Raw genomic sequence first — 13,863 nt, 5'->3', positions numbered from 1 at the left:
TAGTAACGGAACGTGCCCAACCGGTTTCGCGAAGTGGCCCAGAGGTCGTACCCTCCCATAGTGGCCTCTTGGGGGGTTTGTTACCGATGACTGCAGCTTCCCGTAATCGCGCGCCGGCTTCCGCGATGCCGTCTTCCCGCATCCGCGTCCCGGCCGGGATCTCGCTGCCCGCGAGCTCGTCCTCCGGAGGGCGGGGCTCCTCGTCCACGGCGGGCTATCCCGCGGACACCCGCGACACCGGCCCCCGCCCCGGCTCACCGCTGTGGAGCTACCTCGCCGGCGTCACCGCGATCGGTTGCACCGCCCTGGTCGTGGCCCAGGTCCGCCTCGGGCTGGACGAGCTCGTCCAGATCGGGGGCACACCGCTGTTCTGGATGCTGGCCGTCCTGGTCGTGCTCGGAGAACTGCGCCCGGTCATGGTCAGCTCGTCGACTCTGGTCGGGGGCACCCCCACGTCCACGATGTTCACCTTCGCCGTGTTGATGCACTACGGCCTGCCGACGGCGGCGCTGCTGCAGGCCGTCGCGGTGATCGTGAGCGGCCTGGTCAACCGCCGGGCCTGGCATCGCGTGGCGTTCAACATCGCGCAGGTGACGCTCGCCTGCACCGCCGCGGCCGTGATGCTCGGCCTGTTCGGTGTGCGTCCCACTCCTCTTCTCGCGTGGACGCCGCGCGGCGGGGACATTCCGGCCATCGTCGCCGCGGGCCTCGCCTACTTCGCGGTCCGCGCGTTCCTCGTCTCCGCGGCGGTCGCCCTGCACGAGCGTCGGCCGGTGCTCCGCGTGATCAGGACCTCGATCGGGCCGCAGGCCCTCGTGTACGGCGCGCTGCTCGGGCTGGCGCCGCTGGTGGTCGTGGTCATGTCCCACTCGCCCGCGCTGGTCCCGCTGTTCGTGGCTCCGCTGGCCGCGGTCTACTTCACCGCCACCATGTCCATGCGACGCGACCACCAGGCCATGCACGACGGCCTGACCGGGCTGCCGAACCGCAAGATGCTGATCCTGCGCACCGAGGAGGCGCTGGCCGAGGCCCGCGAGCGGGAGCGGGTCGGCCTGCTGCTGCTCGACCTCGACCGGTTCAAGGAGGTGAACGACACCCTTGGGCACCCCGTCGGGGACCGCCTGCTGCAGATCGTGGCCCACCGGCTCACCCACAGCGTCCGCCCGGGCGACGTCGTGGCCCGGCTCGGCGGTGACGAGTTCGCCGTGCTGCTGCCGTCCATCCGGGACGCCCACGCGGCCAAGGAGGTCGCCTCGCGGCTCCGTGTCGCGCTCACCGAGCCGGTACGGCTCGAGGGCATGACCTTCGACCTGGACGCCTCGATCGGCATAGCGCTCTTCCCCGACGACGCGCCGGACTTCGAGCTGCTGCTCCAGCGCTCCGACGTCGCCATGTACCTCGCGAAGGAGGGTCGCACCGGCGTCGAGTTCTATCTCGCCGACAAGGACCGCAACTCGCCCGAACGGCTGAGCCTGCTCGGCGACCTGCGGCGGGCGATCGACACGGGCGAGCTGGAGCTGCACTACCAGCCGAAGGTGAGCCTCGACGACGGCCACGTGGAGGGCGTGGAGGCGCTGCTGCGCTGGTGGCATCCGGTACGCGGCCCGATCTCGCCTGCGGAGTTCGTCCCGCTGGCCGAGCAGTCGTATCTCATGCGCGAGCTCACCAAGCACGTCATCGACCAGGCGCTCGGCCAGGCGGCCGTGTGGTGGCACGCCGGGGTGCACGTCCCGATCTCGGTGAACGTCTCCGCGCGGGACCTGCTCGACTCGGGGCTGCCCGATCAGCTCGAAGCGGGACTGGAACGGCTGGACCTGCCCGCCGAGGCGATCCGCCTGGAGGTCACCGAACGCATCCTGATGACCGACCAGGCGTACACCGCCGACACGATCCGCACGCTGGCCGGGCTCGGCGTGCAGCTCGCCCTCGACGACTTCGGCACCGGTTATTCGTCCCTGGTGCGGTTGCAGCGCCTGCCCGTGTCGGAGGTCAAGATCGACGGTTCGTTCGTACGGCGTCTGGGGGAGTCGCCCGATGACGAGCGGATCGTGCGGTCGATCATCGACCTGGTGCGCTCGCTCGGGCTGAGGTCGGTCGCCGAGGGCGTCGAGTCCGGCGACATCGCCGCCCGGCTGCGCGACATGGGATGTCACGCGGGCCAGGGCTGGTGGCTCGCCGAGCCCATGCCCGCCGACGAGGCCACGGTCTGGCTGCGTGCCCGGCTCAGCCCCGCCTTCACCACCCGTCCCAGAGACGTCGTACGACTCGCGCCCGGTGGCTGAACCGGGCCGATGATCGGCTGGCGTGAGGGGAGCGGGACGGCCGACGGCGAGGGCGCCCGCGGGTTCCCCGGCGGGCCGCCACCAGGACGCGCGCAGGGCCGACGCCGTCGGGACGACGGCGCGCGGCGGTCTGTGGACAACGTCGGGCACGCTTGGTGACGAGCCCTAGGATGGCAGTGTCCACTCTCCATTCAGAAACGGGTTCGACGACTCATGTCCGCCATAACCCGCGACGAGGTCGCTCACCTCGCACGGCTGTCCAGGCTGGCGCTGGCCGACGAGGAGCTCGACCACTTCGCCGCCCAACTCGACCAGATCGTCGCCGCCGTGGCCCGCGTCGCCGAGGTCGCCGCCGACGACATCCCGCCGTCCTCGCACGCGCTTCCGCTGACCAACGTCTTCCGTCCGGACGAGGTTCGCCGGAGCCTGACGCCCGAGCAGGCTCTTTCCGGCGCGCCCGCGGTGGAGGACGACCGCTTCCGCGTTCCCCGGATCCTTGGGGAGGAGGCATGACCGAGCTGCTCCACAAGACGGCCGCCGAGCTGGGCCGACTGATCGCCGCGCGTGAGGTTTCCGCCGTCGAGGTCGCGCAGGCCCATCTGGACCGCATCGCCGAGGTCGAGCCCAAGGTCAACGCGTTCCTGCACGTGGATGCCGAGACCACGCTCGCCCAGGCGCGCTCGGTGGACGAGCGGATCGCCGGCGGCGAGCGGCTCGGCCCCCTCGCGGGCGTGCCGGTCGCGCACAAGGACGTCTTCACCACCACCGACATGCCCACCACCGCGGGCTCCAAGATCCTTGAAGGCTGGCGCCCGCCGTACGACGCCACGGTGACGAGCCGGCTGCGCGAGGCGGGGCTGGTCATCCTGGGCAAGACCAACCTGGACGAGTTCGCCATGGGCTCCTCCACGGAGAACTCGGCGTACGGACCGACCCGCAACCCGTGGGACCTCGCCCGGATCCCCGGCGGCTCGTCGGGCGGCTCGTCCGCCGCGGTCGCCGCGTACCAGGCGCCCCTGTCCACCGGCACGGACACCGGCGGCTCGATCCGCCAGCCGGCCGCGGTCACCGGCATCGTCGGCATGAAGCCGACCTACGGCGGCTCATCCCGGTACGGCCTGATCGCGTTCGCGTCGTCGCTGGACACGCCCGGCCCCTTCGCGCGCAACGTCCTCGACGCGGCGCTGCTGCACGAGGCGTTCTCCGGGCACGACGTGATGGACTCCACCTCGATCCACGCGCACGTGCCGCCGGTCGTGGAGGCCGCCCGCCAGGCCGACATCGCGGGGCTGCGCGTCGGCGTGGTCAAGGAGTTCGGCGGCGAGGGCTACCAGCCGGGCGTGCTCGCCCGGTTCCACGAGGCCGTCGAGCTGCTCGAGTCCCTCGGCGCCAAGGTCGTCGAGGTCTCCTGCCCGTCGTTCGGGTACGCGCTCCCGGCGTACTACCTGATCGCCCCCTCCGAGTGCTCGTCCAACCTGGCCCGCTTCGACGCCATGCGGTACGGCCTGCGTGTCGGCGACGACGGCACCCGCAGCGCCGAGGAGGTCATGGCGCTGACCCGGGCGGCCGGGTTCGGGCCCGAGGTGAAGCGGCGCATCATGCTGGGCACCTACGCGCTCTCGTCGGGCTACTACGACGCCTACTACGGGCAGGCGCAGAAGGTCCGCACCCTGATCTCGCGCGACTTCGACGCGGCCTTCCACCAGGTGGACGTGCTGGTCTCGCCGACGACGCCGACCACGGCGTTCCCGATCGGCGAGCGCGCCGACGACCCGATGGCGATGTACCTCGCCGACCTGTGCACGATCCCGACCAACCTCGCCGGCAACGCGGCGATCTCGGTGCCGTGCGGCCTGGCCGACGAGGACGGCCTGCCGGTCGGCCTGCAGATCATGGCCTCGGTGCTCGGCGACGACCGCTGCTACCGGGTCGGAGCCGCGGTGGAGAAGGCCCTGGAGGACCGCTGGGGCGGCCCGCTCCTGGCCAAGGCGCCCGCGCTCTAAGGGCGCTCCGCGGCACGTCCACAGGCGTGCCCTGTCTTCGGAGAGGAGGAACGGCGGCGTGATCACCCGCATCGAGATCGACGGCTTCACGTCCTTCGTGGACTTCGCCTTGACGTGCCGCCGTTCCTCGTTCTCATCGGCACCAACGCCAGCGGCACGTGTTTCAGTGGCCGAGGCCGCCGACATCAGCGAATCGCGGAAGGTGCCCGCCTTCCGGCAATGGTGGAATGACATGATCGAAGCTCTGGAAGGACTGGGTTACCAGCATGGCTGATACCGAGACGCTCATGCCGTACGACGAGGCGCTGGAGCGCTTCGAGCCGGTGCTGGGGTTGGAGACGCACGTCGAGCTCGGCACCGCCTCGAAGATGTTCTGCGGCTGCCCGACCGAGTTCGGGGCGCCGCCGAACACGCAGGTCTGTCCCGTCTGCCTGGCGCTGCCGGGCTCGCTCCCGGTCGCGAACGCCGACGCCATCGAGTCGACCATCCGCATCGGCCTCGCACTGAACTGCTCGATCGCTGAGTGGTGCAGGTTCGCCCGGAAGAACTACTTCTATCCGGACATGCCGAAGAACTACCAGATCAGCCAGTACGACGAGCCGCTGTGCACCGACGGCTACCTCGACGTCGTCGTCGACGGCAAGACCGTGCGGATCGAGATCGAGCGGGTCCACCTGGAGGAGGACACCGGCAAGTCGACGCACGTCGGCGGGGCCACGGGCCGCATCCACGGCGCCGACTACTCCATCGTGGACTACAACCGGGCCGGCATCCCGCTGGTCGAGATCGTCACCAAGCCGATCGCCGGCACGGACCGGCTCGCTCCCGAGGTCGCCCGCGCGTACGTGACGGAGCTGCGCGAACTCATGCGCGCGCTCGGCGTGTCGGACGTGCGCATGGAGGAGGGCTCCCTGCGCTGCGACGTCAACGTCTCGCTCATGCCGCGGGGCGCGTCCGAGTGGGGCACCCGCACCGAGACCAAGAACGTCAACTCGCTGCGCAGCGTCGAGCGCGCGGTCCGCGGCGAGATCGAGCGCCAGGCGGCGATCCTCGCCGACGGCGGCCGCATCGTCCAGGAGACCCGGCACTTCCACGAGGACACCGGACGGACCACGTCCGGCCGCTCCAAGGAGGAGGCGCAGGACTACCGCTACTTCCCCGAGCCCGACCTGCTGCCCATCGCGCCCGACCGCGAGTGGGTCGCCTCGCTCAAGGCCGCGCTGCCCGAGCTGCCCTCGGTACGGCGCAGCCGGCTCCAGGCGGATTGGGGGGTGTCCGACCTGGACATGGAGTCCATGCACAACGCGGACGCCATCGACCTGGTCGAGGCGACCGTGGCCGCCGGGGCTCCCGCCGCCGACGCGCGCAAGTGGTGGATGGGCGAGCTGGCCCGCCGGGCCAACGAGGCCGGCAAGCCGCTCGCCGAGCTGCCGATCACGCCGGCCGAGGTCGCGCGGGTGACCGAGCTGGTCGCCTCGGGCGCGCTGAACGACAAGCTGGCCCGCCAGGTCCTTGAGGGCGTGCTCGCCGGCGAGGGCTCCCCGGACGACGTCGTCGCCAAGCGCGGCCTTCAGGTCGTCAACGACGAGGGCGAACTGCTGGCGATCATCGACAAGGTCCTCGCGGAGAACGCCGACGCGGCGGACAAGGTCCGTTCCGGCAAGGTGGCGGCTGCGGGCGCCCTGGTCGGCGGCGTGATGAAGGCCAGCCGGGGCAAGGCCGACGCCGCCCGGGCCCGCGAGCTCATCCTGGAGAAGCTCGGCGTCTCCTGACGCCGAGCCCGTTCTGGAGCCGACCGCGTTTCGGCTCCAGACCGGTCCGGGCACGCGCGGCGGGGACGCCGACGTTCGGGAGGCGGCCGCGATGATCGACGGCCGCTTCCGTGAACGGCTCTACACCACCGGTCCCTCAGGCTGGGCGCACCGGGTGCTCGCGGCCGATCGTGAGGTCGCTGTCGCACGCCCGCGCCTGTCGCGTCACCCCCTCTTATCGTCTGATTTCCGGCATGTTCAGGAGGGGGTGCTTTAGGGTTAACTGAGCGGAGATGCCCCTGAGCCGGAGGAGACTTAGGCGTGCTGAACGCGGAAGCGTCCATTGGGCCGCCGACGGATCCGTCCGCGGCGACGCCTCCGCCTGAGCCCCCCAGAAAGCACCCGGTACGCCCCGCCTCCGGAACGCTGCCCCCCGGCGTGTCGGCCGACATCTTCGGCGGATCGCCCGCCGCACCTCCCGGTCTGATAAACCCCGACAACCCGAACGACCTGAAGAGCCCGAACTCCTCGAACGCGCCCGGCGTCCCGCCGCCCGCCGTTCCTCCGGCGGTCCAGCCGTGGCCGGTAGTGGATCGCAAGGCACGCGAGGAGCCGCCGCCCCGCACCGATTCGCCGGAACCCGAGCCGGGACCGGGCTCACACCGGAGACTTCTCAAGTTCGGCGTGCCCGCGGTGCTCGCCCTGCTGTTGCTCGCCTATCTGGTTCCCGCCGCGCTCATGGCCGGCCGGGTGCTGCCCGGCACCACCGTCCTGGGCGTCGACATCGGAGGCCAGACGGAGGCCGAGGCCGTACGGATCCTGACGAAGAGGCTGTCCGGCCTGGCCCGCACTCCCGTGATCGTGAAGCAGGGCCTGGAGCGTGCGTCGGTCAACCCGGAACAGGCGGGGCTCTCCCTCGACGCGGAGGCGACGGTCCGGCAGGCATCAGGGGGTTTCCCCAGCCCAGGTGCGGTCTGGAACGCTCTGACGACGGGTCACGAGATCCCTCCGAAGGTCACGATCAATTCGTCGCGGCTGGACATCGCGGTCGCCAGAGAGGTCGCGTCCGTCTTCGCCGCTCCCGCGCGGGAGGGCGACGTCCAGTTCAGCGGGCTGACCCCGGTCCCGATCTACCCACGGGCGGGTCGGCGGATCGACCCGGCCCAGGTCGCGGCCGACATCCGGCGGGCGTACCTCAACACGGACGCGATGGTCGAGGTGGAGGTCAGGGCGGACGAGCCCAAGGTGACGCGGGCGGAGGTGCGCCGCGCGCTCGCCTGGGCGAAGCGGGCGGTCGCCGCCCCGATCACGGTCACGGCCGACCGGGGGGCGGTGCAAATCTCCCCGGAGGTCATCGCCGCGAATCTCACGTTCGCTGCGGACCGGGAGCACGAGTTGCGGCCCGTCTTCGACGCCGACAAGGCGCTGGACGGCGTGAAGGACCGGATCATCGACCCCCGGCGACTGCCACGCGACGCCACGTTCACGATCACCGATGGCAAGCCCACGCTGGTACGGGCGAAGGCCGGCTACACAGTGGACACGGCCCGCCTGTCCTCGGACGTCGTCAAGGCGATCACGGCGGGGAGCCGTACGGTGCGGGCCTTCGTGACCGCGGGCCGGCCGGGGGTGACCGACGACGAGGCGCGCCAGATGGGGATCAGCGAGCGCGTCGGTCACTTCACCACGTCCTTCGCGTGCTGCCTGCCGCGCGTCACCAACATCAAGACAGCGGCGCGCGCGCTCGACGGCCAACTGGTCCGGCCGGGGGAGACGTTCTCGCTCAACCGGTTCCTGGGCAGGCGGGAGCCCACCGAGGGATATGTCGGCGGTGCGGCGCCGACGCGGATCCGCGGGACGGCCGGAGCCGACGTGGCCGGGATCTCGCAGGTCGCGACCACGCTGTTCAACGCGGCCATGCGCGCCGGGCTGGAGGACGTGGAGCACACCCCGAACGACCACCACATCAGGCACTACCCCCCGGGCCTGGACGCGGCGGTCTCCTATCCCGGCCCCGACCTGGAGTGGAAGAACGATTCGCCCTACGGCGTGCTGGTGCGCGCGAGCGCCACGGACACCTCGGTGACCGTCGAACTCTGGAGCACCAAGCTGTTCGAGGTCGAGTTCTCCGAGCCGGTCCGGTCCGAGCAGGTCAACCCCGAGGTCCGTACGGTAAGCGGGCCCGGCTGTGTGCCGGTGGCCGGTCAGGCCGGGTTCACGGTCGAGGTCACCCGTACGCTCCGGCAGAACGGCAAGGTCACCAGCCGCCAGACGTTCACGACCACCTACGAGCCGGAGACGACGGTCGTCTGCGCCCCGGCCCGCTGACGCCCCGGGACCGCCACCGGAATGCTGTCTGCGGTGGGCCAACCCGGAGGCCACCGACGGCCGCTGGCGCGTTGAGCCACCGAAACCCATGAAACCGACGGGACACCGGGTTGGAGCTCCGGGGCGGATGAAGCCGCGGAGCCCCCTCGCGCGGGTCAGTGGACCGGGATGACGAGGATGCGGTCGTCGCCGGGGCGAGGGGAGCCCCTGCCGTCCTTGTTGCTGGTGGTCACCCACAGGGTCCCGTCGGGAGCCCTGGTGACGGCCCGTAGCCTGCCGTACTCCCCGGTGAACCGGGCGACCGGCCGCCCGACGGCGCCGTTCCCGGTGAGGGGGATCTGCCAGAGCCGGCGGCCGCGCAGCGCCGCCGCCCACAGCGAGCCGTCGGCGTACGCGAGGCCGGACGGCGACGCCTCGGCGGGGCGCCAGGTGAGCAGCGGGTCGGTGAAGCGGCCCTTGCCGCCGAAGCCCTCGACCACGGGCCAGCCGTAGTTGTGGCCCTTCTCGATCAGGTTGAGCTCGTCCCAGGTGTCCTGGCCGAACTCCGTGGCGTACATGTGCCCCTGGGGGTCCCAGGCCATGCCCTGGACGTTGCGGTGGCCGTACGTCCACACGAGCGTCCCGAACGGGTTGCCGGGCGCGGGCTTGCCGTCGGCGGTCATCCGGAGGATCTTGCCGCCGAGCGAGTTGCGGTCCTGCGCCATCTCACCCTGCCCGGTCTCGCCGGTGGAGGCGTACAGGTAGCCGTCGGGGCCGAACTCCAGCCGGCCGCCGTTGTGGATCCCGCCCTTCGGGATGCCGGTCACGATGGGTGTGGCGTCGGAGAGGCCGCCGTCGTAGCGGTAGCGAACGATCCGATTGTCATCATTTGTCGTGAAATAGACGAAGATGAAGTGATCGCTCGAGTATCGGGGAGAGACGGCGACGCCGAGCAATCCGCCCTCACCCTGGGCGGATACCCCGTCGATCACCCCCACCTCACTGCTCCGTCCCTGGGGCGTGACGCGGAGCAGCCGGGCCGTGCCCCGCTCGGTGACCAGGGCGTCGCCGCCGGGCAGGAACGCGACACCCCACGGCACCGCCAGACCCTCCACGAGCGTCCTCGGCGTGCCCGGAGGCCGTGCCTGCGCCGTGCCCACCGGAGGCGCCGTGGCCGTCCCGCCGCCCGTCGCCTGACCGCCGGAGGCCCCGGCCTCGGTCCCGCCGCCCGTGCCCGCGGCAGGGGCGCATCCTGTTGTGATCGCCGCCACCAGCAGCGCGCCGACCACGGATTTCGACAATCTCGTACGGCCCATCGTCGCGACCTCCTCAGCACCCATACTCCTGCCCGAATTGGCGGGTTCCCTTAGGTTGGTCCTGTGAAGATCTGGGTCGCATCGGAGGACGTCGCGGACGGGCTGTCCGGCCTGCCGCGACTGGACATCGCGGTTTACGACGGCAGGGAGCCGGTCCCCGACGGGATCGGCGAGGTGGAGGTGTGGGTGCCGCCGCTCGTGCCGGTGAAGGACATCCCCGGCCTATTGCCCCGGATGACGAGCCTTCGGCTGATCCAGACCGTGACGGCCGGCGTCGACCCGTACCTGCCGCATCTGCCCGCCGGCGTCACCCTGTGCAACGCCCGCGGCGTCCACGACGCGGGGACCGCCGAGTGGGCCGTGGGCGCGATGATCGCCGCGTTGCGGGACTTCCCCGCGTTCGCCTCCGCCCAGACGCGTGGGGCCTGGACCTGGCACTACACGGGGGTGCTCGCCGACTCGACCGTCCTCATCGTCGGGTACGGCTCGATCGGCGAGGCGCTGGAACGGCGCCTTTCCGGCTTCGAGGTGGAGATCGTCCGGGTGGCCAGGAGCGCGCGCCCGGGCGTGCACGGGCAGGACGAGCTGCCCGAGCTGCTGCCCAGCGCGGACGTCGTCGTGCTGCTGGTCCCGGCCACGGCCGACACGGCGGGCATGGTCGACGCGAGGTTTCTCGCCCGGATGAAGGACGGCGCACTGCTGGTGAACGCGGCCCGGGGTTCCGTGGTCGACACCGACGCGTTGCTCGCCGAACTGCAGAAGGAGCGGCTGCGCGCCGCGCTCGACGTGACCGCCCCGGAACCGTTGCCGTCCGATCACCCGCTGTGGACCGCTCCCGGGGTCTTCATCACGCCGCACGTGGCGGGCAGCACCCCCGCATCCCTCCGCCGGACGCGGAAGCTGATCTGCGATCAGATCGCTCGGTACATTTCCGGCGAACCCCTTGAAAACATCATCACGGGGCACTACTGACCCGCGAAGGATTCCGGAAAGTGGCTGCCCCGTGACCTGCGGTCCGTACGGTGAGATCATCGCGCAGCTGGTTATCGGATCGGTGACGACTCGGCCGTTGTCGTCGCCCCGGACGACGGCGGTGCGCAAACTGGCGACGTGACAGGGAGAGTAAAGCCGAGTCGATGGCGGGAGGGCTGCGTGAATCGCAGGCGTGACCCCAGGGTCGCGCTCACCGCCGTGTCCGGTCTCGGCGCGGCGGCGGTCGCGGCCGTCCTCATCATCGGGGGTGGGTCCTCCGCGGTGGTCGCCGTGGTGGGTGTCGTCACCGGCCTGCTCGCCGTGGTCTCCCTGGTGCTGGCCTCCTCGCGGGTCGCACCCGGGCAGCGGCGGCGCGCCGCGGCCTGGCGCTGGCTGGAGGCCGGGTCCGTGACCTGGCTCGCCGGCATCGGGCTGAGACCGGTCGCCGACGGCACGCCGTTCGTGCTGACCTTCGCCGACCTGCTGCTCCTGTTCAGCTCGTTGCTGCTGATGATCGGCTGTGCCCTCACGGCAAAGCCCCCTCCGTACAGCAGGGGCGTGGTCAGGCAGGTCACGGACGCCTTCCTGACCGCGGCCTCGATCTTCGCCGTGGCCTGGGCGTGGTTCCTCGCCTCGATCTTCCACGGCGTGGACGACGCCACCACGATCTTCTCCACGCTGGCGCTGCCCGTCGTCTGCCTGCTGGCGACCTCCGGCGTGGCGCCCGCGATCATCGGCTCGCGGGCCGCCGACCGGTCGATCGGCCTGGCCGGTGTGGGCGTGCTCGGCGCGATCACCGTCGCGGAGTTCGCGACCGCCGTCGCCAGGCTGGACGGCGACGCGCCGTCGCTGGCCGTGAGCCTGGTCGCCCCCGCCGCGTTCCTGATCCTCGCCGCCATGCCGTGGGTCGAGGTGCGCCGCCGCCGTCCGCTGCCCGGCGCGCTGTCGGCCGTCATCCCGTTGCTCCTCGTCGGCGTCGCCACGGTGGCCGTCGCGTTCCACGCGTTCACCGGGGACCGGGACCGGGTCCTGCCCGGCCTCGGCGCGTTGATCGTCCTCGTGCTCATCGGCAGGCTGATCCTGCTGGTGGTCGAGACGGCCGGGATGCGCCGCCTGGTGGACGTCGGAGAGCGGCAACTGCGCCGCCTCGCCGAGAACACCGGTGACGTCGTGCTGCTGTGCGACCACGACGGTGTGATCCGCGAGATCGGCTCCAGCGTCCGGAAGACGTACGGCTATCGCTCCGCCGACCTCGTCGGGCGGCCGCTGGTCGACTACATCCACCCCGAGGACGTGCCCACCGTCCAGGCCCTGCTCCGGCGGCTCGACAACGACGGCGAGGTGCTGGAACGCCACGAGAGCTGCCGGATCGCCTGCCGGGTCCGCGCCTCGGACGGCACCTGGCGGCCCGCCGAGTCGGTCGCCACCCGCCACGTGCGCAAGGAGGACCTGATCCTGGTCGCCGTGCGCGACGTCAGCGACCAGGTCGCCCTGCGCAACCAGGTGACCCACCTCACCTTCCACGACGGGGTCACCGGGCTGCCCAACCGGGCGTACTTCGAGGAGCGGGCCCGCGAGGTCCTCGCCCGCCCCGGCGGCGGGCGCACCGCTGTGATCTTCCTGGACCTGGACGGGTTCACCGGTGTGAACGACTCGGTCGGCCACGCCAGCGGCGACTACCTGCTCGGCCAGGCCGCCCGCCGGCTGCGGGCCGCCGTACGCGCCGACGACACGCTCGCCCGGTGGGGCGGCGACGAGTTCGCCGTGCTGCTCGAAGGCGGCCCCTCGAGCAGCACCGACGCGCAGACCGCGATCGATCTGGCCGAGCGGCTGGTCCGCGCCGTCTCGTCCGAGCCGTTCCGCGTCGCCGACCGCGACATGCCGCTGACCGCGAGCGTCGGCGTGGCCTTCGCCGAGGACGGCGTGCCCGCCGGGGACCTGCTGCGAAACGCCGACGTCGCCATGTCGCGGGCCAAGGAGATGGGCGGGCGCCGGGTCGAGGTGTTCGCCGCGCACATGCACGCCGACGTCGTACGCCGCCTCGAACTCGCGGCCGACCTGCGGCGCGCGCTCCAGGAGAAGCAGTTCGCCGTCGAGTACCAGCCCGTCGTCGATCTCGCCACCTCGCGGGTCACCGCCGTCGAGGCGCTGGTCCGGTGGTGGCGCGGCAGCGCGTTCGTGCCGCCCGAGCAGTTCCTCGGCCCCGCCGAGGACACCGGGCTGATCGTGCCGCTCAGCGAGTGGATACTCAAAGAGGCCTGCCGCGAGGTGGCCGGCTGGCGGGAGTCCTCCTGGGACATCGGGCTCTCGCTCAACCTGTCGGCGCGGCAGATCACCGCTCCCCGGTTCGTGGAGACGGTGTCCGAGGCGCTGGCCGAGAGCGGGTTGCCCGCCAGCGCGCTCACCCTCGAAGTGATCGAGGAGATGCTCGTCGAGGACGCCGAGGACACCGTGGCCAAGCTGTCCGAGCTGCGCGCCCTCGGGGTCCGGCTCGCGATCGACGACTTCGGCACCGGCTACGCCTCGCTGGCCTTCCTCCGCCAGCTGCCGGTGGACATGATCAAGATCGATCCGTCCTTCGTCTCAGGCCTCGGAGGTGACGAGACTCTCACCCTGCTCACCCGTACGATCGTGCGGCTCGGCCACGACCTGGGCCTCATCGTCGTCGCCGAGGGCATCGAACGCCCCGAGCAGCTCGAACTCCTCAGAGAGATGGGCTGCACGCGAGGCCAGGGCTACCTCGTCGCCCGCCCCATGCCCGCCCGCGGAGTCGATCACCTGATGCACACCACCCTCCAGAACACGGCGTAGATTGGCGCTCGCTCCGCTCGCGCGCCTTGAGGCCCTCACGGGTCTTTCCCCACCTCTCTTCCACCACCCGGCCTCCGAACCCGCCAGCACCATCGATCACTACGGTGCCGAACCATCACGCTTGGGGCGCGGTGGTGTCTGGACTGAGGAACGAGCGGGCTGAGGGACGTGAGGGGCGCGGCGGTGAAGTAACCGACGAGCCCCGAGCGAGGAGGGCACGAGCCGACTTCGGGCGCCCCGAACCGCCGAGCGAAGCAAGGTCAATAGACACAGCGAGGGACGAGCGACTCCGCGAGGGGCGCGGCGGTGTCTGGACTGAGGAGCGAGCGGGGAGCGAGGGACGAGCGACTCCGAGTGACGAGGGAAGACATCGCCTCAAGGCGCCCCGAGCCGCGCGAGCGGAGCGAGCGCAAATAGACAC

At 71.4% G+C, this 13,863-nt stretch carries 9 protein-coding genes; 8 read left to right on the top strand and 1 reads right to left on the bottom strand.

Translation table 11 applies throughout. The features are described 5' to 3' along the window. The first annotated feature begins 125 nt into the window (after positions 1-125). The 6 genes from AWQ68_RS21265 (at position 126) to AWQ68_RS21240 (ending at position 8,364) form a co-directional block, all read left to right on the top strand. Positions 126-2,282, top strand: a complete 2,157-nt coding sequence (locus AWQ68_RS21265; protein ID WP_084464252.1) for a putative bifunctional diguanylate cyclase/phosphodiesterase — start codon at positions 126-128, stop codon at positions 2,280-2,282. A gap of 213 nt (positions 2,283-2,495) precedes the next feature. Next, the gene (gatC, locus tag AWQ68_RS21260) at positions 2,496-2,795 is read left to right on the top strand and encodes an Asp-tRNA(Asn)/Glu-tRNA(Gln) amidotransferase subunit GatC (RefSeq protein ID WP_066942852.1); all 300 of its coding nucleotides are present in this window, start codon (positions 2,496-2,498) and stop codon (positions 2,793-2,795) included. After that, positions 2,792-4,285, top strand: a complete 1,494-nt coding sequence (gene gatA, locus AWQ68_RS21255; RefSeq protein WP_066942850.1) for an Asp-tRNA(Asn)/Glu-tRNA(Gln) amidotransferase subunit GatA — start codon at positions 2,792-2,794, stop codon at positions 4,283-4,285. The genes gatC and gatA overlap by 4 nt, the downstream gene beginning before the upstream one ends. 58 nt (positions 4,286-4,343) lie before the next feature. After that, positions 4,344-4,559 (top strand): hypothetical protein, encoded by a 216-nt coding sequence (locus tag AWQ68_RS21250; RefSeq protein ID WP_066942848.1) that lies wholly within the window; start codon positions 4,344-4,346, stop codon positions 4,557-4,559. Beyond that, positions 4,552-6,057, top strand: coding sequence for an Asp-tRNA(Asn)/Glu-tRNA(Gln) amidotransferase subunit GatB (gene gatB, locus AWQ68_RS21245; protein WP_066942846.1), 1,506 nt, complete (start codon positions 4,552-4,554; stop codon positions 6,055-6,057). The genes AWQ68_RS21250 and gatB overlap by 8 nt, the downstream gene beginning before the upstream one ends. Positions 6,058-6,474: 417 nt before the next feature. Then, the gene (locus AWQ68_RS21240) at positions 6,475-8,364 is read left to right on the top strand and encodes a VanW family protein (protein WP_066942844.1); all 1,890 of its coding nucleotides are present in this window, start codon (positions 6,475-6,477) and stop codon (positions 8,362-8,364) included. A gap of 155 nt (positions 8,365-8,519) precedes the next feature. Here the strand turns inward: AWQ68_RS21240 and AWQ68_RS21235 are convergent, their stop codons facing one another. Beyond that, on the bottom strand, positions 8,520-9,683 hold the full coding sequence (locus tag AWQ68_RS21235) for a PQQ-dependent sugar dehydrogenase (RefSeq protein ID WP_084464251.1): 1,164 nt from the start codon (positions 9,681-9,683) through the stop codon (positions 8,520-8,522). 39 nt (positions 9,684-9,722) lie between these two features. Here AWQ68_RS21235 and AWQ68_RS21230 point away from each other — a divergent pair, with 39 nt between their 5' ends. Together AWQ68_RS21230 and AWQ68_RS21225 are read left to right on the top strand one after the other, a co-directional pair. Next, positions 9,723-10,631, top strand: coding sequence for a 2-hydroxyacid dehydrogenase (locus AWQ68_RS21230; RefSeq protein ID WP_066942842.1), 909 nt, complete (start codon positions 9,723-9,725; stop codon positions 10,629-10,631). 180 nt (positions 10,632-10,811) lie between these two features. Continuing rightward, positions 10,812-13,442 carry a putative bifunctional diguanylate cyclase/phosphodiesterase gene (locus AWQ68_RS21225; RefSeq protein WP_174554128.1) on the top strand — a complete coding sequence of 877 codons (2,631 nt, stop codon included), beginning with the start codon at positions 10,812-10,814 and terminating at the stop codon, positions 13,440-13,442. The last annotated feature ends 421 nt before the right edge of the window (positions 13,443-13,863 follow it).

The organism is Microtetraspora fusca (genome assembly GCF_001570365.1).
GTDB lineage: Bacteria > Actinomycetota > Actinomycetes > Streptosporangiales > Streptosporangiaceae > Microtetraspora > Microtetraspora fusca.
This window is presented reverse-complemented; position numbering and strand designations above follow the sequence as displayed.